The 23,809-nt window shown below is 62.5% G+C and carries 17 protein-coding genes and 1 pseudogene; 3 read left to right on the top strand and 15 right to left on the bottom strand.

Annotation, left to right across the window (positions count from 1 at the left end):
- Positions 1-3 precede the first annotated feature (3 nt).
- The 11 genes from EGJ09_RS16005 to mtnA form a co-directional block, all read right to left on the bottom strand.
- Positions 4-1,053, bottom strand: coding sequence for an LPS O-antigen chain length determinant protein WzzB (locus EGJ09_RS16005; RefSeq protein WP_125924330.1), 1,050 nt, complete (start codon positions 1,051-1,053; stop codon positions 4-6).
- A 210-nt stretch (positions 1,054-1,263) separates the two neighbouring features.
- Positions 1,264-2,691 (bottom strand): MBL fold metallo-hydrolase RNA specificity domain-containing protein, encoded by a 1,428-nt coding sequence (locus tag EGJ09_RS16000; protein WP_125924329.1) that lies wholly within the window; start codon positions 2,689-2,691, stop codon positions 1,264-1,266.
- A 103-nt stretch (positions 2,692-2,794) separates the two neighbouring features.
- The gene (locus EGJ09_RS15995; protein WP_039601301.1) at positions 2,795-3,058 is read right to left on the bottom strand and encodes a lipopolysaccharide assembly protein LapA domain-containing protein; all 264 of its coding nucleotides are present in this window, start codon (positions 3,056-3,058) and stop codon (positions 2,795-2,797) included.
- A 20-nt stretch (positions 3,059-3,078) separates the two neighbouring features.
- Positions 3,079-3,375, bottom strand: coding sequence for an integration host factor subunit beta (gene ihfB, locus EGJ09_RS15990; RefSeq protein ID WP_012313292.1), 297 nt, complete (start codon positions 3,373-3,375; stop codon positions 3,079-3,081).
- A gap of 698 nt (positions 3,376-4,073) precedes the next feature.
- The gene (gene rpsA / locus EGJ09_RS15985) at positions 4,074-5,750 is read right to left on the bottom strand and encodes a 30S ribosomal protein S1 (protein ID WP_012313291.1); all 1,677 of its coding nucleotides are present in this window, start codon (positions 5,748-5,750) and stop codon (positions 4,074-4,076) included.
- Between the two features lie 123 nt (positions 5,751-5,873).
- Positions 5,874-6,560 carry a (d)CMP kinase gene (gene cmk / locus EGJ09_RS15980; protein WP_046787379.1) on the bottom strand — a complete coding sequence of 229 codons (687 nt, stop codon included), beginning with the start codon at positions 6,558-6,560 and terminating at the stop codon, positions 5,874-5,876.
- Complete coding sequence (locus EGJ09_RS15975; protein ID WP_125924328.1) at positions 6,557-8,797, bottom strand: bifunctional prephenate dehydrogenase/3-phosphoshikimate 1-carboxyvinyltransferase; 2,241 nt, start codon at positions 8,795-8,797, stop codon at positions 6,557-6,559. Before EGJ09_RS15975 ends, cmk begins: the two co-directional genes overlap by 4 nt.
- A gap of 160 nt (positions 8,798-8,957) precedes the next feature.
- Positions 8,958-10,052 carry a prephenate dehydratase gene (gene pheA, locus EGJ09_RS15970; RefSeq protein ID WP_039604669.1) on the bottom strand — a complete coding sequence of 365 codons (1,095 nt, stop codon included), beginning with the start codon at positions 10,050-10,052 and terminating at the stop codon, positions 8,958-8,960.
- Positions 10,052-11,137, bottom strand: coding sequence for a 3-phosphoserine/phosphohydroxythreonine transaminase (serC, locus tag EGJ09_RS15965; RefSeq protein ID WP_039604670.1), 1,086 nt, complete (start codon positions 11,135-11,137; stop codon positions 10,052-10,054). The genes pheA and serC overlap by 1 nt, the downstream gene beginning before the upstream one ends.
- A gap of 252 nt (positions 11,138-11,389) precedes the next feature.
- Entirely contained in the window at positions 11,390-14,161 is a 2,772-nt protein-coding gene (gyrA, locus tag EGJ09_RS15960; protein ID WP_125924327.1) for a DNA gyrase subunit A, read from the bottom strand.
- A gap of 314 nt (positions 14,162-14,475) precedes the next feature.
- Positions 14,476-15,552: an S-methyl-5-thioribose-1-phosphate isomerase gene (mtnA, locus tag EGJ09_RS15955; RefSeq protein WP_039602966.1), complete on the bottom strand. Its 1,077-nt coding sequence runs from the start codon at positions 15,550-15,552 to the stop codon at positions 14,476-14,478.
- A 110-nt stretch (positions 15,553-15,662) separates the two neighbouring features.
- On the opposite strand from mtnA, the gene ubiG reads away from it, so the two are divergent.
- From ubiG to EGJ09_RS15940, 3 genes and pseudogenes are all read left to right on the top strand, one after another.
- Entirely contained in the window at positions 15,663-16,361 is a 699-nt protein-coding gene (gene ubiG / locus EGJ09_RS15950; RefSeq protein WP_046787382.1) for a bifunctional 2-polyprenyl-6-hydroxyphenol methylase/3-demethylubiquinol 3-O-methyltransferase UbiG, read from the top strand.
- Between the two features lie 2 nt (positions 16,362-16,363).
- Positions 16,364-17,035: an N-acetylmuramic acid 6-phosphate phosphatase MupP gene (gene mupP / locus EGJ09_RS15945; RefSeq protein WP_012313283.1), complete on the top strand. Its 672-nt coding sequence runs from the start codon at positions 16,364-16,366 to the stop codon at positions 17,033-17,035.
- A 43-nt stretch (positions 17,036-17,078) separates the two neighbouring features.
- Positions 17,079-17,818 (top strand): annotated as a pseudogene (locus EGJ09_RS15940) (YciK family oxidoreductase).
- 135 nt (positions 17,819-17,953) lie between these two features.
- Here the strand turns inward: EGJ09_RS15940 and EGJ09_RS15935 are convergent.
- The 4 genes from EGJ09_RS15935 to EGJ09_RS15920 all read right to left on the bottom strand — a co-directional run bounded on the left by EGJ09_RS15935 (position 17,954) and on the right by EGJ09_RS15920 (position 23,809).
- On the bottom strand, positions 17,954-18,739 hold the full coding sequence (locus EGJ09_RS15935; protein WP_046787384.1) for a TenA family transcriptional regulator: 786 nt from the start codon (positions 18,737-18,739) through the stop codon (positions 17,954-17,956).
- A 39-nt stretch (positions 18,740-18,778) separates the two neighbouring features.
- Positions 18,779-21,235 (bottom strand): EAL domain-containing protein, encoded by a 2,457-nt coding sequence (locus EGJ09_RS15930; protein WP_125924326.1) that lies wholly within the window; start codon positions 21,233-21,235, stop codon positions 18,779-18,781.
- Between the two features lie 116 nt (positions 21,236-21,351).
- Positions 21,352-23,184, bottom strand: coding sequence for an ABC transporter ATP-binding protein (locus EGJ09_RS15925; RefSeq protein WP_125924325.1), 1,833 nt, complete (start codon positions 23,182-23,184; stop codon positions 21,352-21,354).
- Entirely contained in the window at positions 23,177-23,809 is a 633-nt protein-coding gene (locus EGJ09_RS15920; protein ID WP_125924324.1) for a DsbA family protein, read from the bottom strand. The genes EGJ09_RS15925 and EGJ09_RS15920 overlap by 8 nt, the downstream gene beginning before the upstream one ends.

Genomic DNA, 23,809 nt, shown 5'->3' with positions numbered 1-23,809 from the left:
TCCTTACGCCACCTCACGCCGCCTCACCCAAAGGTCACGACCGATAGCGACGAGCACGCCCAAGCCGACGCCCGCAACCACCGAAAGCAGCATGATGATTGCCTTTCGCGGCTTGATCGGCTTATCGGGCTGCGCAACCGCGCCGTCCTGCTGATACATCGCAACCAGCGAAGGGTCGATTTTCAGGTTACGAAGGAAATTGAGTTTCTCTTGCTTCACGCGCAGGCTCGGTATGAATGGGTCATCCGAGGAGCGCGACTCCAGATTGGCAATTTCAGCCTCCAATGCCTTGGCTCCGCGCATGTAGGTGAGAGACCCGTTCATTGCGGCAGACACTTCACTGGATAACGTGTCGGAAATGATCGGCGGCTTTTCTAGGCCAATGGAGCGTGCAACCCGCAGAGCCTCCTTGAGCTGGGCAATCTGGTCAGTACGCTGATTCCCGGCACTGGCACGGGAAGCACGGATCTGCTGCTCGAGGTTGTCAGCCATGATAGAAATGTCACTACGAGTACCGCTCAACAGTTCGTTCTTTGCTCGCTCTGCCGCCATTTCGGCGTAGTTCGACACCCAAGTCGCAGCAAGCCGTGGGTCCTCGAGGTTAGCAGTGAGCACATAACGATCTGGCATGTCCTTGCCGGCCTGCGACACCTTGAGCATGCCATTGAACTGAGCGTAAAGGGCGTCTCGCGACCCGCCCCGCTCCTCCTCTGTCAGCGTAGGGAGAAATGCACTGCGAAAGAACTTATCTCGTACCGCTTCTGACTGCAGCGCCTTGAGGTAGATGCTGTACACATCTTTGGCGCTGAGCGGAGCAAGGCCTGTGCCCTCACCACGACCGTAGTTGAGCTGAGCAATCTCATTCTGAGAGGGTGGCTGAATGTAGAGCTTCGCCTCGTATACTGGCGAAACCAGCTTTATGTAGGCGAAACCTATGGCAATAATCGGTACCGCGACCAGCCCCACCCAAAGCTTTTGCCGCCAAACCCCCTGCACAAGCTCAATCAGGTCAATCTCATCACTACCGCTCAGGCGCTCGCGTTCATTGCGCATTTAGTCTTTTTTTCCTTGGGTCCGTCTGATTGCTTCATCTCTTTGGGGCGCTCCCTGCTCGCGAAAGCGGCGCTCCCCTCGCATCAAGCGTAGCGGCATTTTGCCCACATGCTCGCCACGCTCACCTACTTAGCATTAATCAGTAATAGAGGGAACCTTCCCACAGAAGTTCCTCACTTTTCGACAGACATCACGCGCACCGCCCAATGGTTACCCCGCAACTGTGACGCTCACCTCATTTCCAGCCTCAGCAAACCTTTCCCGCAGGGCCTGAGCCAGCACCTGCTTCGCCCGCCTCTCCCCATGCACCAGCACCACCCGCCGCGCCGCGCACGCCATAGCAAACCTCACCAACCCGGCCTGATCCGCATGCCCTGAATACCCGCCCAACGTCGTCACCTTCGCCCGCACCTCATATACAGCCCCATCCAACTCAACCTGGACAGCCCCTTCCGCACCCGCTTCGCGCTGAATGGCAGCCCCTGGTGTTCCCCTGGCCTGATACCCGACAAACATCACCTCATGCCGTGGATCACCAAGCATCGCCTTGAGGTAGTTGACGATCCGCCCACCCGAGCACATGCCATTACCGGCAATCACAATCGCCGGGCGCCCGGTACTTTTCAGGTAATTGACCACCTGCTGGTGGCGGGCATGGGTGTCGACGCACACCAGCTGGTTGAACCCAAGCGGGTCACGCCCCTCGCTCATCCGCGCCTTGGCTTCGTCATTCCAGTAGTCATGCAACTGGCGGTAGACGGTGGTAATGCGCTGAGCCAAGGGTGAGTCGAGAATGATCGGTAGTTGTGACCAGGCGAACGTGCCATCGCCAGGCACCACGGCCGGGTCACCGAGCAGTGCCTTGCGGTGGAGAATGGCCTCGAGCTCGCACAGCAACTCTTGCGTGCGGCCCAGGCTGAACGCGGGAATCAGGATGGTGCCGCGGTCCTGCAGTGCGCGGTCAATAACCTGCTCCAGCTGCTGCTCGCGCATGCTGCGGTCGGGGTGCAGGCGGTCGCCGTAGGTACTTTCCAGCACCAGCAAGTCTGCACGCTCGGGTGGCTGCAGCGTGCGTAGCAGCGGGTTGCCTTCGGGGCCGAGGTCGCCGGAGAAAACGATGCGGTGGTTTTGCTCGGCCAAGTCTACATCGCACTCTACATAGGCGGAGCCAAGCAGGTGCCCGGCGCGTTGCAGGCGCAGCTGGCACCTGAGGCCGGGCTTGTTTACCACCGAGTGCCACTGGCCGAAGGGCATCGACACGACCAGGCCACCGATTAGCTCGAGGTAACGCGCCACTTGTGCGGGCTCGCTGCTGATGGTCAGCCTGTAGGCATCTTCCAGTACCAGTGGCAACAGCTTTGCCGAGGGTTCGCTGCAGAGGATCGGACCGCGAAAGCCGGCCGCCAGCAGCGCGGGGATGCGGCCGACATGGTCGAGGTGTACGTGGGTGATCACCAGGGCTTGTATACCCTGGATATCAAAACCGAGTGATGCGCTGGCTGAACCCGGGGCGGCGTCGGCGCCCTGCTCCAGGCCGCAATCCACGAGCAGGCTGGTGGCTGAGTCGATGTGAAGCTGGTGACAAGAACCGGTTACACCGCGGGTGCCACCGTGATGGGAAAGGGTGGGAAATTCCATACTGCTGCACGCTCGTTTGGGCCGGAATAATGAAGCGGGTATTACTTCACTTACACCGTCGCGTGCACAGGCGAGCCTTTCCTAAAAAAGGCGGGAATTTTCCTTACTTACCTTCCAGCGCTGCCTGCCTGGCCGAGGCGCGAATCTTGCGTTTGCTGCGCTGTACGCCGTAGGCGCCCAACAGCGGGCCAATCGCCAGGCCTACTACCAGGGCCGCCAGCACCGGTACCGCAACCGGCAACTCGGGCGCCGACCAGCCGAACAGCACGAGCGCCACGGCCTGCTGGTTCTCCAGCACGAAGAACAACACCACCGCCGCCAGCAGCAGCACGAACAACGCCGCCAGGGCGCGCTTGAGGTTACGCATCAGACTGGCTCCTTCATCGGTCAGGGGTGCTCGTGCTCTTCTTCATTGACGCGATCACGCAGCTCTTTGCCAGGCTTGAAGTGCGGAACGAACTTGCCTTCCAGCTCGACCGACTGGCCGGTCTTGGGGTTGCGACCTACGCGTGGAGCGCGATAGTGCAAAGAGAAGCTGCCAAAACCGCGGATCTCGATGCGATCTCCGGTGGCCAGGCATTGGGACATCTGTTCAAGCATGGTCTTGATGGCCAACTCCACATCCTTGGACGAGAGCAGCCCTTGATGGGTGACAATACGTTCGATCAGCTCCGACTTCGTCATATTTTTCCCTTCGTTATCAAGCAGCTAGATCATTGCTTAATCAGTTTGTAGCACGCTGGGAGGGATTTGAACAGGGTGGTTCTTGACTTAATAAAAAAATTCAAGATTGGAGTGTTGGGAAATAAGGCTGGGGGAGCTTTGTGGGGGATCGTGGGCGAGCCGGGTTCTACAAGGGATGGCGTTAGGCTGGGGGGATTTTTGGGGTTGGAAAGGGTGGGCTGGAGGGTAGGCTTTTTTAATGCTGGGTATACAGAGCTTGGCTATGGATTGGCCAATGCTTTGCGCGCAGGTGCAGACTCGGTTGGGCCTGCTTTGCAGGCCATCGCCGGCAAGCCGGCTCCCACAGGGATCGTGCCAGCTTTTAGAAGTTGAGCAAGACAGTGGCTCTGACAAGGAGCTGCGTTAACTTTTAGAAATTGGTGAGACAGTTGATCCGCCGGGGATCGCGTTTGGCTGGGGTAATTTTTTGGAGGGGAGAAAGGGTGGCCTGGAGGGCAGGCTTTTTTATGCTGGCCGTAAAGAGCTTGGTTATGCATTGGCGATGCTTTGCGCGGCGGTTTAGACGCGGTTGGGCCTGCTTTGCAGGCCATCGCCGGCAAGCCGGCTCCTACAGGGGATAGCGTTAGGCTTGGGGAGATTTTGGGCATAAAAAAAGGGTGGCCCGAAGGCCACCCTTTTTTACACCGATCAAACAGAACTTAGTTCTGCTTGGCCATTGCTTCGCGCAGCAGCGCAGCCATGGTGGTATCGGCAGCCGCTTCCGGAGCGTTTTTCAGGCTCTGGATGGCTTCACGCTCTTCAGCGTCGTCTTTCGACTTGATCGACAGGCTGATCACGCGCGACTTGCGGTCAACGCTGATGATCTTGGCTTCGATCTCTTCGCCTTCCTTCAGAACGTTACGCGCGTCTTCAACGCGGTCACGGCTGATTTCGGAAGCTTTCAGAGTGGCTTCGATGTCGTCGGCCAGGGTGACGATGGCGCCTTTGGCGTCAACTTCTTTCACGATGCCCTTGACGATAGCGCCCTTGTCGTTGACAGCAACGAAGTTGGAGAACGGATCGTCTTCCAGCTGCTTGATGCCCAGGGAGATGCGCTCGCGCTCTGGGTCAACCGACAGGATGACGGTTTCCAGCTCGTCGCCCTTCTTGAAACGACGCACGGCTTCTTCGCCGGTTTCGTTCCAGGAGATGTCGGACAGGTGAACCAGGCCGTCGATGCCGCCGTCCAGGCCGATGAAGATACCGAAGTCGGTGATCGACTTGATGGTACCGGTGATCTTGTCACCCTTGTTGAACTGGCCGGAGAAGTCTTCCCATGGGTTGGACTTGCACTGCTTGATGCCCAGGGAGATACGACGACGCTCTTCGTCGATGTCCAGAACCATGACTTCCACTTCGTCGCCAACCTGAACGACTTTCGACGGGTGGATGTTCTTGTTGGTCCAGTCCATTTCGGAAACGTGTACCAGGCCTTCAACGCCTTCTTCCAGCTCAGCGAAGCAGCCGTAGTCGGTCAGGTTGGTAACGCGAGCCTGTACGCGGGTACCTTCTGGGTAACGCGCAGTGATAGCAACCCACGGATCTTCGCCCATCTGCTTCAGGCCCAGCGAAACGCGGTTGCGCTCACGGTCGAACTTCAGAACGCGTACGTCGACTTCGTCGCCAACGTTAACGATTTCGGAAGGATGCTTGATGCGCTTCCAGGCCATGTCGGTGATGTGCAGCAGGCCGTCGATGCCGCCCAGGTCCACGAATGCGCCGTAGTCGGTGAGGTTCTTGACGATACCTTTGACTTGCTGGCCTTCCTGCAGGGTTTCCAGCAGGGCTTCGCGCTCGGCGGAGTTCTCGGCTTCCAGCACGCTGCGACGGGAAACGACAACGTTGTTGCGCTTCTGGTCCAGCTTGATGACCTTGAATTCCAGCTCTTTGCCTTCCAGGTGGGTGGTGTCGCGCACAGGGCGGACATCAACCAGGGAGCCCGGCAGGAACGCACGGATGCCGTTAACGTCGACAGTGAAGCCGCCCTTAACCTTACCGTTGATAACGCCCTTGACCACTTCTTCGGCGGCGAAAGCTGCTTCCAGAACAATCCAGCACTCGGCGCGCTTGGCTTTTTCACGGGACAGTTTGGTTTCGCCAAAGCCGTCTTCGACCGCGTCCAGCGCAACGTGAACTTCGTCACCGACCTTGATGGTCAGCTCGCCAGCTTCGTTGTAGAACTGCTCGAGCGGGATGACGCCCTCGGACTTCAGGCCAGCGTGTACGGTAACCCAGTCGCCGTCGATGTCGACAACGATACCGGAGATGATCGCACCCGGCTGAAGATTGAGGGTTTTCAGGCTTTCTTCAAAGAGTTCTGCAAAGCTTTCGCTCATTTTAATTCCTGTAGATTCGGGCGAAACAGACGCCCATCGCCACACTCCAGACAATGTGGGTTTCGTTAAGTAAAGGAAAGCGGGCAGGACGTTGACTGGTGCCCCTGCCTGCTTTCCTGACGATCAGACCAAGTCGCGCTGGGCGAGCTCGCTCCTGATACGGTGCAGCACCTGCTCGATGGACAGCTCCGTGGAGTCCAGCTGAATGGCATCGGCCGCCGGCTTGAGCGGGGCCACTGCGCGCTGGGTGTCGCGCTCATCGCGCGCACGAATCTCATCTAGCAGACTCGACAGACTAACATCTTCGCCTTTGCCCTTCAACTGCAGGTAGCGGCGACGGGCACGTTCCTCGGCACTGGCGGTCAAAAACACCTTGAGCGGCGCGTCCGGGAACACCACGGTGCCCATGTCGCGGCCATCGGCGATCAGGCCCGGCGCTTCGCGGAAGGCGCGCTGGCGCTGCAGCAGGGCTTCGCGCACTGCCGGCAGGGACGCCACCATGGACGCCCCGGCACCGACCGTCTCGGTGCGGATGACATTGCTGACGTCCTCACCTTCGAGAATGATCTGTTGCAGCTTACCCGGCTCGGCGGCGATGAACTGCACATCCAGATGGGCGGCCAGGGCCTTGAGCAGCTCTTCGTTGGTCAGGTCGACACCGTGGTTGCTGGCGTTGAACGCCAGCAGGCGGTAAAGCGCGCCGGAATCCAGCAGCCGCCAGCCCAGTTCGCGCGCCAACAGGCCCGCGACGGTGCCCTTGCCCGAGCCGCTCGGGCCATCGATGGTGATGACCGGCGCTTGCAAATTCACGACTTGCCCTCTTCTGCCACGCGGATACCCACTTCGGCGCACAGCGCGAGGAAGTTGGGGAACGAGGTGGCGACGTTGGCGCAATCATGGATGCGGATTGGCGCGCTGGCGCGCAGCGAGGCAACGCTGAAGGCCATGGCGATACGGTGGTCGCCGTGGCCATGCACTTCGCCACCGCCAATCTGGCCACCGTCGATGATGATGCCGTCGGGGGTCGGCTCGCACTTCACGCCCAGGGCGATCAGGCCGTCGGCCATTACCTGGATACGGTCGGACTCTTTCACCCGCAGCTCTTCGGCGCCACGCAGCACGGTACGCCCTTCGGCACAGGCAGCGGCCACGAACAGCACCGGGAATTCGTCGATGGCCAGCGGCACCAGGTGCTCAGGGATATCGATACCCTTGAGCTTGGCACCGCGCACACGCAGGTCAGCCACTGGCTCGCCGCCGACTTCACGCTGGTTTTCCAGGGTGATGTCGCCGCCCATCAGGCGCAGGATGTCGATGACACCGGTGCGGGTCGGGTTGATGCCGACATGTTCGAGCACCAGTTCGGAGCCCTGGGCAATGGATGCTGCCACCAGGAAGAACGCAGCCGAGGAGATGTCTGCGGGCACTTCGATGCGGGTGGCGGTGAGCTTGCCGCCGGACTGCAGCGAAGCCACCGGGCCGTTGGACTCCACCGCATAGCCGAAGCCGCGCAGCATGCGCTCGGTGTGGTCACGGGTGGGCGCAGGCTCGGTAACGGTGGTTTTGCCTTCGGCGTACAGGCCGGCCAACAGCAGGCAGGATTTGACCTGGGCACTGGCCATCGGCAGCGTGTAGGTCAGCGCCTTGAGCGTGTGGCCACCGCGAATGGTCAGTGGTGGGCGGCCGTCCGGGCCGGTTTCGACCACAGCACCCATTTCGCGCAGCGGGTTGGCCACGCGGTTCATCGGGCGCTTGGACAGCGAGGCATCGCCGGTCATGGTCACGTCGAACGACTGGCCGGCCAGCAGGCCCGAGAGCAGGCGCATGGAGGTGCCGGAGTTGCCCACGTAGATCGGCCCGGGTGGTGCCTTGAGGCCGTGCAGGCCAACACCGTGGATGGTCACGCGGCCGTGGTTCGGGCCTTCGATGACCACCCCCATGTCACGGAAAGCCTGAAGGGTCGCCAGGGCGTCCTCACCTTCGAGGAAGCCTTCGACTTCGGTCGTGCCTTCGGCCAGGGAGCCGAGCATGATCGAACGGTGGGAAATCGACTTGTCGCCCGGTACGCGGATTCGCCCGGTCAGGCGGCCACCCGGTTGGGCCAGGAAAATCAGATCGTTGGCGTTCATAGCGTCCACATAGGCCCGGCGGGCCAAGATTTTACTGAAATGCTCGCGGGCAACCCGAGCGCGGGTGAATACACCCAGCAACTGGTGCCCGTCCCCTGCATCGACCGCGTCGCGCAAGGCGTCGAGGTCGCTGCGAAAAGTGTCCAGGGTGCGCAGGACAGCCTCGCGGTTGGCGAGGAAGATGTCATGCCACATGGTCGGGTCGCTGCCAGCGATTCTGGTGAAATCGCGGAAACCACCGGCAGCGTACCGGAAGATCTCAAGGTTTTCATTGCGCTTGGCCAATGAATCGACCAGGCCGAAGGCCAGCAGGTGCGGCAGGTGGCTGGTGGCGGCCAGCACTTCGTCGTGGCGCTCGACCGGCATGTGCTCCACGTCGGCCTCCAGCGCACGCCACAGGCGGTCGACCAGGGCCAGGGCGGCCGGGTCGGTTTCGGGCAGCGGCGTGAGGATGACCTTGTGGCGGCGGAACAGGGTGGCGTTGGAGGCCTCTACCCCGCTCTGCTCGGAGCCGGCGATGGGGTGGCCGGGGACGAAGTGGCGCAGGCGGTCGCCGAACACCTCACGCGCAGCACGCACCACATTGCCTTTGGCGCTGCCGACGTCGGTGATGACGGCGCTGCCCAGGTCCAGTTGCGCCAGGCGCGCCAGGAGCTTTTCCATGGCCAGGATCGGTACCGCCAGCTGGATGACGTCGGCGCCGACACAGGCGGCGGCGAGATCTTCTTCGCAGCGGTCGACCACACCTAGGGCCACAGCTTGCTTGCGTGAAGGGGCGTCCAGGTCGACGCCGACCACTTCGCGGCACAGGCCGCTTTCACGCAGGCCTTTGGCGAAGGAGCCGCCGATCAGGCCCAGGCCTACGACGACGAGGCGGCCGATGAGCGGTGCGGGGTTGTTTTTTGCTGCATTTACCACTGGTTCGAACCCTGTTCAGAAATCAGGACAGTCTTTGGGACCGCAGGGGGCTGCGTTGCAGCCCATCGCGACACAAGGCCGCTCCTACAAGGGATTGCAGACGCCTGTAGGAGCGGCCTTGCGTCGCGATGGGGCGCAAAGCGCCCCCAACAACCTTGAATCAAAGCACCGCCTTTGGATACGAGCCCAGCACCTTCAGCGCCACAGCCTCTTGGCTGATCTTCTCCAGCACGGCCTTGATCAGCGGGTCGCGGTGGTGGCCTACGAAGTCGATGAAGAACACGTAGGTCCACTTGCCACTGCGCGACGGGCGGGTCTCGATGCGGGTCAGGTCGATGCCGTTGTCGTGGAACGGCACCAGCAGTTCGTGCAGGGCACCTGGCTTGTTGCTCATCGAAACGATGATCGAGGTCTTGTCGTCACCGGTCGGCGGCACTTCCTGGTTGCCGATCATCAAGAAGCGCGTGGAGTTGTCCGGGCGGTCTTCGATCTTCTCGGCCAGGCGGGTCAACCCGTACAGGTTGGCGGCCATGTCGCCGGCGATCGCCGCCGAATTCCACTCGCCCTTGACCCGCTTGGCGGCCTCGGCATTGCTCGACACCGCCACGCGTTCCACGTTCGGGTAGTGCGCGTCCAGCCATTTGCGGCACTGGGCCAGCGACTGGGCATGCGAGTAGATGCGGGTGATGCTGTCGGTCTTGGTGCTTTCGCCCACCAGCAGGTGATGGTGAATGCGCAGCTCGACTTCGCCGCAGATCACCATGTCGTGCTCGAGGAAGCTGTCCAGGGTGTGGCTGACCGCACCCTCGGTGGAGTTTTCCACCGGCACCACGCCGAAATTGACAGCGCCGGCCGCCACTTCGCGGAACACTTCATCGATGGCAGCCATCGGGCGGCTGATCACGGCGTGGCCGAAGTGCTTCATGGCCGCGGCCTGGGTGAAGGTGCCTTCCGGCCCCAGGTAGGCGATTTTCAGCGGCTCTTCCAGGGCCAGGCACGACGACATGATTTCGCGGAACAACCGCGCCATCTCTTCGTTGCCCAGCGGCCCCTTGTTGCGCTCCATCACGCGCTTGAGCACAGCAGCTTCACGCTCAGGGCGGTAGAACACCGGCTGCTCGCCTTCGGCCAGCGAGGCGGTCTTGACCTTGGCCACTTCCTGGGCGCAACGGGCGCGGTCGCTGATCAGCTCGAGGATTTTCTCGTCGAGGCTATCGATGCGTACGCGCAGCGCCTTGAGCTCATGTTCGGACATCAGCCGTGCTCCTTCTCGAATTCGGCCATGTAGGCCACCAGCGCCTCGACAGCGTCCAGGCCCAGGGCGTTGTAGATGGAAGCGCGCATGCCGCCCACCGAGCGGTGGCCCTTGAGGTTGAGCAGGCCACGGGCATCGGCGCCGGCCAGGAAGGCCTTGTCCAGGCGCTCATCGGCCAGGCGGAACGGCACGTTCATCCACGAACGGGCGTTGTGGCTGATGGGGTTGGTGTAGAACTCGCTGGCGTCGATGAAGCCGTACAGGCGGTCTTTCTTGGCGCGGTTGCGTTGCTCCATGGCGTCGACGCCACCCTGCTCCTTGAGCCACTCGAAGACCAGGCCCGAGAGGTACCAGGAATAGGTGGCAGGGGTGTTGTACATCGAACCGTTGTCGGCCGAGACCTTGTAGTCGAGCATGGTCGGGCAGCTGCTGCGGGCGTGGCCCAGCAGGTCTTCACGAACGATCACCACCACCAGGCCGCTCGGGCCGATGTTCTTCTGCGCGCCGGCGTAGATCAGGCCGTACTGCGACACGTCGATCGGGCGCGAGAGAATGTCGGAGGACATGTCGACCACCAGCGGAACGTCACCGGTTTGCGGCACCCAGTCGAACTGCAGGCCGCCGATGGTCTCGTTGGAGGCGTAGTGAACGTACGCTGCGTTCTTGGTCAGCTGCCACTCGTTCTGGCCAGGGATGGCCAGGTAGTCGTATGGCTTGGCGCTGGCGGCGACGTTGACGTTGCCGAAACGGCGCGCTTCTTCGATGGCCTTTTTCGACCAGATACCGGTTTCGACGTAGTCGGCAGTGCCGTTCTCCGGCAGCAGGTTCAGCGGGATTTCGGCGAACTGCTGGCTGGCACCGCCCTGCAGGAACAGGACTTTGTAGTTGGAGGGGACGGACAGCAGGTCACGCAGGTCCTGCTCGGCCTTTTCGGCGATGGCCACGTAATCGTCGCTGCGATGGCTCATTTCCATCACCGACAAGCCCTTGCCATGCCAGTCCAGCATTTCGGCCTGGGCGCGCTGCAAGACAGCTTCAGGAAGCGCGGCAGGGCCTGCGCAGAAGTTAAAGGCTCGTTTGCTCACATCCACTCTCGCTCTGCCAAATAGAACAAAATCGTTTGTTGCAGGCCGCGCACCCCTGTAGGAGCGGCCTCGTGTCGCGAAAGGGCTGCGCAGCAGCCCCCGCGATAGTTATTGCGCTGCTTAACCCTGGGACCGCCAGGCGACCCTTTCACGACACAAGGCCACCCCAAAAAAAGGCAGGTCCTGCTGTTGCCTGCTGTAATCAGTCAAACGGGGCGACCTTGGTCGCCCCGTTCGGGTTGTTGCGCTTGCTTACTCTTGCGGTGCCTCTTCGGCGCCCGCATTGTCATCGTCCGCCGCTTCCGGCGCATCGAGCTCCACGCCCTCCTCGTCCGCCCCGACCAGTTCGTCGAGCTCTTCCTCGGAAGGTTCCTGGATACGCTCCAGGCCTACCAGCGTTTCGTCTGCGGCCAGCTTGATCAAGGTCACGCCCTGAGTGTTACGGCTCAAGCTGGAAACTTCGCCAACCCGTGTGCGCACCAGCGTGCCCTGGTCGGAGATCAGCATGATCTCTTCACCTTCCTGCACCTGGATAGCACCGATCAGCAGGCCATTGCGCCCCTTGGTGCCCATGGCGATCACGCCCTGGCCACCACGGCCGCGGCGCGGGAACTTGGACAGCGGGGTACGCTTGCCGAAGCCACGCTCGGACGCGGTAAGGATCTGCGCACCAGACTCCGGGATCAGCATCGAGATGATCTGCTGCCCCTTGCCCAGCTTCATGCCGCGCACACCACGGGCGGTACGGCCCATTTCGCGCACCACGCTCTCGGCAAAGCGGATCACCTTGCCGGCGTCGGAGAACATCATGACTTCCTTGGCGCCGTCGGTGATTGCCGCAGCAATCAGGGTGTCGCCTTCCTTCAGCTTCAAGGCGATCAGGCCATTGGAGCGCGGACGGGCGAACTGCACCAGCGGGGTTTTCTTGACGGTACCTGAAGCGGTGGCCATGAAGATGTACGCGCCGGTCGGCTCGGCCACCCACTCAGGGGTTTCGCCGTCTTCTTCGTCGATTTCTTCAGCCTCGACCACTTCGCCTTCGATCACGCCCTCGTCGCCGTCTTCCAGCTCTTCATCCGGGTCGGCGCTCTGCTGCAGGGCCTCGAGGTCGATCTGCAGCATGGCGGTGATGCGCTCACCCTCCTCCAGCGGCAGCAGGTTGACCAGCGGGCGGCCACGCGCGGCGCGGGATGCCTCAGGGATCTCGTAGGTCTTCTTCCAGTACACCTTGCCCTTGCTGGAGAACAGCAGCAGGGTGGCGTGGCTGTTGGCGACCAGCAGGTGCTCGATGTAGTCCTCGTCCTTCACGCCGGTCGCCGACTTGCCTTTGCCGCCACGGCGCTGGGCCTGGTAAGCGGACAACGGCTGGGTCTTGGCATAGCCACCGTGGGAGATGGTCACCACGCGCTCTTCTTCAGGGATCATGTCGCCGTAGTTGAGGTCGTGGCTGGCGTTGAGAATCTCGGTGCGGCGCGCATCGCCGTATTCGGCGCGGATCGCTTCGAGTTCTTCGCGGATCACTTCCATCAGGCGCTCGGCGCTGCTGAGGATGCGGATCAGTTCGCCGATCTGCTCGAGGATTTCCTGGTACTCGGCCAGCAGCTTCTCGTGCTCCAGGCCGGTCAGGCGGTGCAGGCGCAGGTCGAGGATCGCCTGGGCCTGTTCCGGCGACAGGTAGTACTTGCCATCGCGCAGGCCGTATTGCTCGGGCAGGTCTTCAGGGCGGCAGGAATCGGCGCCGGCGCGCTCGACCATGACCTGCACGGCACTGGATTCCCAGGCAGTGGCAATCAGCGCTTCCCGGGCTTCGGACGGCGTCGGCGAGGCTTTGATCAGCGCGATGACCGGGTCGATGTTGGACAGCGCGACCGCCTGGCCTTCAAGGATATGGCCACGTTCACGGGCCTTGCGCAGCTCGAACACGGTACGGCGCGTGACCACTTCACGGCGGTGGCGGACGAACGCTTCGAGCAGGTCCTTGAGGTTGAGCACGCGCGGGCGGCCGTCGATCAGTGCCACCACGTTGATGCCGAACACGCTCTGCAGCTGGGTTTGCTGGTAGAGGTTGTTGAGCACCACCTCCGGCACCTCGCCGCGGCGCAGCTCGATGACGATGCGCATGCCGTCCTTGTCGGACTCGTCGCGCAGCTCGGTGATGCCTTCGATCTTCTTGTCTTTGACCAGCTCGGCGATCTTCTCGATCAGGCGCGCCTTGTTCAGCTGGTACGGCAGCTCGGTGACGACGATCTGCTGGCGGCCACCGACCTTGTCGATGTCTTCGATCTCGGAGCGCGCACGCATGTAGATGCGGCCACGGCCGGTACGGTACGCCTCGATGATGCCCTGGCGGCCGTTGATGATGCCGGCAGTCGGGAAGTCGGGGCCGGGGATGAACTGCATCAGCTCGTCGACGGTGACTTCAGGGTTGTCGATCAGCGCCAGGCAGCCATCGATGACTTCACCGAGGTTGTGCGGCGGAATGTTGGTCGCCATGCCCACGGCGATACCGCTGGAACCGTTGACCAGCAGGTTGGGGATGCGGGTGGGCATGACCGCCGGGATCTGCTCGGTGCCGTCGTAGTTGGGCACCCAGTCGACGGTTTCCTTGTGCAGGTCGGCCAACAGCTCGTGGGCCAGCTTGGCCATGCGCACTTCGGTGTATCGCATCGCCGCGGCGTTGTCGCCGTCGACCGAACCGAAGTTGCCCTGGCCGTCGACCAGCAGGTAGCGCAGCGAGAATGGCTGGGCCATACGCACGATGGTGTCGTAGACCGCAGTGTCGCCGTGCGGGTGGTACTTACCGATCACGTCACCGACCACACGGGCGGATTTCTTGTACGGCTTGTTCCAGTCGTTGCCCAGTTCGCTCATCGCAAAGAGAACGCGACGATGCACGGGCTTCAAGCCGTCACGTGCATCGGGCAGCGCTCGCCCGACAATCACGCTCATCGCGTAGTCGAGGTAAGACTGTCTCAGTTCGTCTTCGATATTGACCGGGAGGATTTCTTTGGCCAGTTCGCCCATGAGAAGCCTGATTCCTTTTTCTGGTGAAACTTCGCAGCTCCATCAAGGGCCGAACGAAGCTCGCCGCCGCAGCGCATAAGGGTGCGACGACTTACGACAAATCAATGAGTTGTGCCATGGATCTGCGCAATGAAGGCCGCCGTCATGGGCGGTCTTGGAAACTGCCGGATGTTATCACAAAGGCAGTAGCGGGGGGGAGATATGGCCCAGGGGGTGGAAGGGGGTTTTGTGGGAATTGTTGACGTGATTGGCGCTGATGCCGGATTACCGGCGCTCGGCCTCCCACACTCCCTCTCCCACCCCACCCCAAACGGTCAATGCAGGCGTTTGCGGCACATCAATTGTGCCAATTTGGCGGTATCCGGCCGTTCAACGACGCCCTTCTCAGTCACGATCACATCGATCAGGTCAGCCGGGGTCACGTCGAACACCGGATTGAACACCTCCACCTGCGGTGCCACGCGGGTGCCGGCGTAATCCAGCAATTCGTCGGCATCACGTTCTTCCAGCGGGATGTCTTCACCTGTGGCCAGGTTGAGGTCGATGCTGGTGCTGGGCGCCACCACCATGAACCGCACACCATGGTGCATGGCGCTCACCGCCAGCTGGTAGGTGCCGATCTTGCTCGCCACGTCGCCGTTGGCGGCAATGCAATCAGCGCCGACCACCACCCAGGTGATGCCCTTGCTTTTCATCAGGTGGGCCAGCGCCGAATCGGCGCAAAGGGTCACCGGAATGCCTTCATTGGCCAGCTCCCAGGCGGTCAGGCGCGAACCCTGCAGCCAGGGCCGGGTTTCGCCGGCATAGACGCGCTCGACCATGCCTTCGAGAAAGCCTGCGCGGATCACCCCCAACGCCGTACCGAAACCGCCACTGGCCAGGGCACCGGCGTTGCCGTAGGTCAGCAGGGCCTGCTCGCTGCCCTGGTGGCGGCGGATCAGCTCGATGCCCTGCTGGGCCATGGTCAGGTTGGCCTCACGGTCGCTTTCGTGAATGGCCACGGCCTCGGCCTCCAGCGCGGCCAGCACATCCTCGCCTGGGCGCAGGCGCTGCAGGCGCTCACGCATGCGGTTGAGCGCCCAGAACAGGTTGGCGGCGGTAGGCCGCGCCTCGGCCAGGCTGAGGAAATCCTCCTCCAGGTCCATTTCCCAGTCGCCGCCCTCGGCCAGGCGCTCTTCCAGGGCCAGCACCAGGCCATAGGCGGCAGCAATGCCGATGGCCGCCGCACCCCGCACAGCCATGTCGCGGATCGCCGCCGCCACCTGCGCAACATTGTCGCAGGCCAGCCAGCGTTCTTGCGAAGGCAGCAGGCGCTGGTCGAGCAGGTGCAAGGCGCCGTGGTGCCACCGGATACCGGTCACCTTCTCCGCCGCCATAAGTCGCTCGCGCATCACCTCTCCCTGACTTTCGCATATCAAAAGCGGACGATTATAGCGACCAACAGCCTTGGGCGCTCGGGTATACTCCGGCGCAATTCGTAGAAGTTTCAGAGGACTGTTCAATGAGCAACGTCGACCACGCCGAAATCGCCAAGTTTGAAGCCTTGGCGCACCGCTGGTGGGACCGCGAGAGCGAGTTCAAGCCGCTGCACGACATCAATCCGCTGCGCGTCAACTGGATCGACGAGCGCGTCAGCCTGGCCGGCAAGAAGGTGCTGGACGTCGGCTGCGGCGGCGGCATCCTCAGCGAAGCCATGGCCTTGCGCGGCGCCACCGTCACCGGCATCGACATGGGCGAAGCGCCCCTGGCCGTGGCCCAGCTGCACCAGCTGGAGTCGGGCGTGGAGGTGGAGTACCGGCAGATTACCGCCGAGGCCCTGGCTGAAGAGATGCCCGAGCAGTTCGATGTGGTCACCTGCCTTGAAATGCTCGAGCACGTGCCCGACCCGTCCTCGGTCATCCGCGCCTGCTACCGCATGGTCAAGCCGGGTGGCCAGGTGTTCTTCTCGACCATCAACCGCAACCCCAAGGCCTACCTGCTGGCCATCATCGGCGCCGAATACATCCTCAAGATGCTGCCGCGCGGTACCCACGACTTCAAGAAGTTCATCCGCCCTTCCGAGCTGGGTGCCTGGAGCCGCGTGGCCGGCCTTGAGGTCAAGGACATCATCGGCCTGACCTACAACCCGCTGACCAAGCACTACAAGCTCAGCAGCGATGTGGACGTCAACTACATGATCCAGACCCTGCGCGAGGAATGAGCATGCGTTTGCGAGCGGTACTTTTTGACATGGACGGCACCCTGCTCGACACGGCGCCGGACTTCATCGCCATTTGCCAGGCCATGCTCGCCGAGCGCGGCCTGCCGGCCATCGACGACAAGCTGATCCGCGACGTGATTTCCGGCGGCGCGCGGGCGATGGTCGCCGCGACCTTCGCCATGAGCCCGCAGGATGAAGGTTTCGAGGCCCTGCGCCTGGAGTTCCTCGAGCGCTACCAGCGTGACTGCGCGGTGCACAGCAAGCTGTTCGACGGCATGGGCGAATTGCTGGCCGACATCGAGCGGGGCAACCTGTTGTGGGGCGTGGTGACCAACAAGCCGGTCCGCTTCGCCGAGCCGATCATGCAGCGCCTGGGCCTGGCCGAGCGTTCGGCACTGCTGATCTGCCCGGATCACGTGAAAAACAGCAAGCCCGACCCGGAGCCGTTGATCCTGGCCTGCAAGACCCTGAACCTGGACCCGGCCAGCGTGCTGTTCGTCGGCGACGACCTGCGCGACATCGAGTCGGGCCGCGATGCCGGCACCCGCACGGCGGCTGTGCGCTACGGCTATATTCACCCAGAAGACAACCCGAACAACTGGGGCGCCGACGTGGTGGTGGACCACCCGCTGGAACTGCGCAAGGTGCTCGACAGCGCCCTGTGCGGGTGCTGATCTTTTAGCGGCAAGCTGCAAGCTTCAACTCAAGGACAAACGCATGTTCGACTATACCGCCCGCCCCGACCTGCTCAAGGGCCGCGTCATCATGGTCACCGGTGCTGGCCGTGGCATCGGTGCAGCGGCCGCCAAGGCTTATGCCGCCTTGGGCGCCACTGTGCTGCTGCTGGGCAAGACCGAAGCCAACCTGAACGAGGTCTACGATGAAATCGAGGCCGCCGGCCACCCGCAGCCGGTGGTGATCCCGTTCAACCTGGAAACCGCCCTGCCCCACCAGTACGACGAACTGGCGGTAATGGTCGAGGAACAGTTCGGCCGCCTGGACGGGCTGCTCAACAATGCCTCGATCATCGGCCCGCGCACGCCGCTGGAGCAGCTCTCGGGCGACAACTTCATGCGGGTGATGCACATCAACGTCGATGCCACGTTCATGCTCACCAGCACCCTGCTGCCGCTGCTCAAGCTGTCGGAGGACGCCTCGGTGGTGTTCACCTCCAGCAGCGTCGGGCGCAAGGGCCGGGCTTACTGGGGCGCTTATGGCGTGTCCAAATTCGCTACCGAAGGCCTGATGCAGACCTTGGCAGACGAACTGGAAGGTGTGGCACCGGTGCGTTCCAACAGCATCAACCCCGGGGCTACCCGCACGGCGATGCGGGCCCAGGCCTACCCGAGCGAGAACCCGCAGAACAACCCGCTGCCTGAAGAGATCATGCCGGTGTACTGTACCTGATGGGGCCGGACAGTACCGGCGTGAATGGGCAGGCCTTTAACGCTCAGTAGGGCTTGAAACCGATGGGGCCGCTTTGCGGCCCTTCGCGACACAAGGCCGCTCCTACAGCGGTGCCGTTGAATCCGGCATCAAATCTGTAGGAGCGGCCTTGTGTCGCGAAAGGGCTGCAAAGCAGCCCCAGGCATTCAGCCCGCAGCCAAGGTCGGGCGCATGCGCCCTTGCTGGCGGCCCTCCAGCTGCATGCACCGCTCCAGGAACAGGTACATGCAGTCATAACTTTTGCAGATCGCCTTGCGCAGTTCGTTGCGCAACCCCAAGGTCGGGTTTTCGCCAGCCAGGGTACAGATGATCTCCAACGCCTCCCACGGGTGCGCATCGTCATACTGCGCATGCATCTTCAACCACTTCATGGCGCGCTTGCGCTGGTCCTCCGGGAAGCCCATGGCGTAGGTGTCTTCAGCACAGACCACCGCCGACCACTCACCCGTCGCCCCTTCAATGGCATAGTTGGTAGCCGCCATGGCAATGGCCAGCGACTCGGTGGTACACACTCGCCAGCACCAGTCATTGAGGCCATTGAGCTCGGCGGGCACTTCCTGGGACTGCAGCTCGTGCAGGTGAATGCCATGGGCATGGCACCAGTGCACCCAGTAATCGGCATGGTGGAGCTCCACGCGGATATTGCGCATCAGCCAGCGCCGCGCCATGTCTTCGCCCGGGTGGCGGGCATAGCGGGTCTTGGTCAGGTTGTGGGCCATGTACAACGAAAACTGCTCGACCACCGGCCAGCCACCGATCAGGTACTGGCGTATGGTGGCTTGGCGCAACTGACCATCGCGCAGGCGCTGGTAGAACTCATGCTCCACCACCCGACGCTTGCCCGGGCGGCAATCTTCGATCAGTTGCTGGGCCCATTGGGGGTAACTGGCCGGGTCCATCAAAGGCCCGATACGGACGAATGCATCAATCACTTTTCAGCTCCTTGATCCCTGTGATTTACCAACGCTACTTCAGCGAAAGGTTCCAGGCGCCCGATGCAGCAGGGGCCGTGCAGCAATCCGTTGGCGCTGCAGACTGTCGCAAGTGAACACCTGCGGTCGTTCGATCAGATAGCCCTGGGCGTAGTCCACGCCGATCTCTTGCAAGGCCTGCTCGATCAACGGAGTTTCAACGAACTCGGCAATGGTCCGTTTACCCATGACGTGGCCGATGTGATTGATGACTTCGACCATGGCCCGGTTGACCGGATCATCAAGCATATCTTTGACAAAACTTCCGTCGATCTTCAAGAAGTCGACGGGTAAATGTTTCAAATAAGCGAATGACGACATTCCGGCACAAAAGTCATCCAGCGAGAACTTGCAACCCAGCCCTTTCAATTCATTGATGAACCGGATGGCACTGCCGAGGTTGGCAATGGCACTGGTCTCGGTGATCTCGAAGCAGATCAGCCGTGGCGGAATCGAATATTCGACGAACAGGCGCCGCAGGTACTCCAGGAACTTGTCGTCACCGATACTCGAACCCGACAGGTTGATGGCACACATCGACAGCGGGCCCTCGCGCCCCTCATCCAGGCACTGGCGAATGACCTGGAACACATTGCGCACCACCCAGCGGTCGATAGCGGTCATCAGGCCATAGCGCTCGGCCGCCGGGATGAAGCTGTCAGGCAGGATGGTGCGGCCGCTTTCGTCTTGCAGGCGCAACAAAATCTCGACATGCCCTGGCCCTTCAAGCGCGGTGAGTGCGGCGATTTCCTGGGCATACAGGCAGAAGCGGTTCTCCTCCAGAGCGACGTGCAGGCGCTGTATCCAGGCCATTTCACCAAACCGCATCGACAGTTCACTGTCATCGGCATGGTAGACCTGGATACGGTTGCGGCCCTTCTCCTTGGCCATGTAGCACGCCATGTCGGCTGCCCGCAGGGAGGCTTCCAGCGTGGCCGGGGCTTGCGCCATGTGCACCAGGCCGATACTCACGGTGGTGACGAACGGCCTGCCTTTCCATACGAAGTGCAGGCTTTGCACCGCCTGGCGCAGGCTTTCGGCAATGCGCTCGGCCTGTTCGCCCGGGCAGTTTTCCAGCAGCACGCCAAACTCATCGCCCCCCAGCCGGGCCAGGGTGTCGCCTTCGCGCAGCACCGATTGCAGCACGGCGCAGATGTGCCGCAGCAATTCATCACCGGCGGCATGCCCACAGGTATCGTTGACCAGCTTGAACTGGTCGAGGTCAAGGAACATCAGCGAATGCCGCCCACCCTGGCGCACCAGGTCGTTCAGTGCCTGCTCCAGGCGGTACTCGAATTCACGGCGGTTGGCCAGGCCGGTCAGGGCGTCATGGGTAGCCTGCCAGGACAGGTTGGCGATGTACTGGCGCTCCTGGGTCATGTCATGCAGCACCAGGACAATGCCCGCCACCTGCCCGTTGTTGATGATGGGCGAACCCACCAGGTTGATCGAAACCGTGCTGCCATCCAGGCGCTGGATCAACCGTGCATGTTCGGCACCCCCTTTGAGGCTGCCGCTGAGCACCTGTTCGAGCAAGGTGCTGCTGTCGTTCTGGGCCTGCTCGTCCACCAGGCTGAACAGTGCTGTCAACGGCAGCCCCACGGCCTGGCCTGCCTGCCAATGGGTGAGTTGCTCGGCCGCCGGGTTCATGTAGCCGATGCTGCCATCGACATCGGTGGTGATCACAGCATCGCCGATCGCCTGCAGGGTAATCTGCGCGCGTTCCTTTTCTTCCTGCAGGGCGCTGGCGAAGGCCTGGCGCTGGGCCAGCAGCTTGCTCGAACGGCGCCAGGCAAAGGTGATGAGAAACAGCGCGGTGAGCAGGTTGGTGACCAACAGCACGCGCAACAGCATGCGCGAGCCCTCGCCCAGGGCATCGCTGAAGGCTTTGGCTGCCGGGGTCACGCCTTCGTTGATGGCGACGATGCGGGCGCGCCATTGGCTGACCTGGCGCGGGCCGGCATGGCCGCTGGCAAAACCCTCGCGCATCTCGTTGGCCAACACATCCAGTTGCTTGAGGTAATCGTCACCGACATTCCAGTAGGCGATCGCCGCCTGCACATAGCTGATCTGGCTGAAATTGCGGTAGAACCAGATGATACGGTCGACGTCGTCGGGGTGATTGCCGCCTTGCAGTACGGCCTGGCGCGCGACGTCAAGGTCTGGATCAGGCAGGTCGAGCACCTCACGCATCTGCCGATCACCGTGGGGCACAGTGATGACCTGACGATAGCGCTGGTAGGTGCGTTCATCGCCAGTATCGGCATACAGGTTCAGGTAATAGATGGCGTCTTTCTGTGCCTTGGACCACAGGCTTTCGCCGGCGACATAGGCACGCACAGCCGACAGCGCGTACAGGCTGAAGCTGCCCAACAGGACCTGGAAGACTACAACGGCGATGAAGGGCCAGATGATACCCAGCAGCCTTGGCGCCTCTAGTGTGCGATGTCCCTTCATGAAGTCCCTGTCACAGAGCAGATAAGGCTCGAACCAACCAGACAAGCTCAGCGTAGGCCATTTGCCATCTGTGTGGAGGGAATTTTGAGTGGCAAGCTGCAAGCTTGCCGCTTGGGTCAGGTCTGCTGCAGATGCCCGTACAGCTTGGCATACAAGCCGCCCTCGGCGATCAACTGCTGGTGGCCGCCATCCTCGGCCACGTGCCCGCCGTCGAACACCAGCACACGGTCGGCCTGCTTCACCGCCGAAAGGCGGTGGGCGATGATCAGCGTGGTACGGCCACTGAGAAAGCGCGCCAGGGCCTGGTGCAGGTTGTACTCGGTGGCGGCGTCCAGCGCCGAGGTGGCCTCGTCGAGGATTACCACCTTCGGCTCGGCCAGGACCATGCGGGCAATCGCCAGGCGCTGGCGCTGGCCGCCGGACAGGCGCACACCAGAGCGGCCGACCACGCTGTCCAGCCCTTGCGGCAAGGCGCCAATGGTGGCGTCCAGCTGGGCGATGCGCAGCGCCTGCCAGCAGGCCTCGTCCGTGCAGTCGCGGCCCATGGTCAGGTTGGCGCGTACCGTGTCGTTGAACAGCGAAGGGTGCTGCAGCACAACTGCCACATTTTCACGCAAGGTCTCCAGGCCGATTTCCTGCAGGCTGGCACCGCCAAAACGGATGGTCCCGGCCTGGGCGCTGTACAGGCCCAGCAGCAATTGCACCAGGGTACTTTTGCCGCCGCCACTGGCGCCGACGATGGCGACCTTTTCGCCCGGGGCGATGGACAGGTCCAGGTGCTCGAGCACCGGCTCGTCGGCATAGGCGAAGCGCAGGTCGCGCACTTCGATGCCAACCGTTTCACGGCCGGCAAACGGGTCGCGGGCAGCCGGGTATTGCGGCTCGTCATCACGCGCCAGCAACTCGTTGAGCCGGTTCAGGGCGCCGCCTGCGGCATAGTAGGCATATTGCAGGTTGAGCAACTGCTCGACCGGGCCGATCATGAACCACAGGTAGCTGAACACGGCCAGCATCTGCCCGATCGACAGGTCGGAGAACAGCACCGTGAGCATGGCCGCAGCACGGAAGATATCGATACCGAACTGGAACAGCAGGCCACTGGCACGGCCACTGGCATCGCTTTTCCATTGCGAATCCACGGCGTAATCGCGCACTTCGCGGGCGCGCAGGCCCAGGCGGCCGAGGAAGTAGCCCTGGCGATTGCTGGCGCGGATTTCCTGGATGGCATCCAGGGTTTCGGCCAGCGCCTGGGTGAACCGCGAGGTGCTGTCGTTTTCGAGTTTTTTAAGGTGTTTGACGCGCTTGCCCAACTGCACGGTGAAGTAGATCACCAGCGGGTTGAACAACAGGATCAGCAAGGCCAGCTGCCAGTGCATCCAGATCAGGATCGCCGCCGTGCCGGTCAGGGTCAGCATGGCCACCAGGAAGCGGCTCAGGGTTTCGCCGACGAACTTGTCGAGGGTCTCCAGGTCGGTGACCAGGTGCGTGGTCACGGTGCCGCTGCCCAGGCTTTCGTACTCCTTGAGCGAGATACGCTTGAGCCGCTCGATCAGGCGGATGCGCAGGCGATAGACGATGTCTTTGGCAAGGCCGGCGAACAGCTTGGCCTGCACCACGTTGAAGCCCAACGCGGCCACGCGCAGGCAAAGGGTAACGACCAGCATCAGGCCGATATAACCGGCCGCCACCTGCCAACCGCTGGGCAGCAGGTGGTTCATGAACTTCAGCGCGCCATCGCCGTGGCCCAGCAGTACTTCGTCGACCAGCAGGGGCAGCAGCAACGGTATCGGCACGCTGCAGCAGGCCGCCAGCACGGCCACCAGGTTGGCGGCCCAGAGGTGTTTCTTGTGGTGCAGTGCCAAGCGGCGGATTTGCGCCCAGCTCAGCCGGTCAGGCACAGCAGCGGGCTTCCCTGGCACCGGGTCGGGCGAGCCGGGCAGGTCAAGCACAAGCGGCCTGCTGTAGCCAGCGGCCAAGCAAGGGCTGCAGGCTTTGCAGCGGCTGGTAGCCGTTGGTCAACAGGGCGAGCTGGCCGTTGCGCTCCGCCAGCAGCGTTGGAAAACCGGCAATCCCCAGGTCCTGTACCCAGCTGAAATCGGCTGCAGTGGCAGCGCGCACGTCGGCACGCAGCAGGGCATCGGCGAAGGTTGCCCGATCGAACCCGGCCTGCTCGGCCAGCTCGACCAGCTGCGGCGCGGTGGTGACGTCCAGGCCCTGCTGGTAGAACCCACGCTGGATCAGTGCCAGCAGCGGCCAGACGCGCTCGGCGTCCAGTTCGCGGGCGGCTACAAGGGCGCGGCAGGCAGGCTCGGTGTCGTAGACGAAGCCATCGGGCATGGCACCTTCGAACGCGAACGGCTGCCCGGTGGCCTCGGCCACCGCCTGCCAATGCTCGAGGATGTACTTGCGGGTCGAGGCGTCCAGCGGGCTGGCACCGCGGCGCAACCCACCCGGCACCACCCGGGTGGCCACGCCCGCTTCACGCGCCTGGGCGATAAGGGCCTGGGCCACCGGTGCAAAACCCCAGCACCAGGAGCACATCGGGTCCATCACATAGAGCAGGCGGGTAGTCAT

It is taken from the genome of Pseudomonas sp. p106 (assembly GCF_003936645.1).
GTDB classification, from domain to species: domain Bacteria; phylum Pseudomonadota; class Gammaproteobacteria; order Pseudomonadales; family Pseudomonadaceae; genus Aquipseudomonas; species Aquipseudomonas putida_E.
Note: the sequence above shows the minus strand (reverse complement) of the source record. Positions and strands in the feature narration are given on the sequence as shown.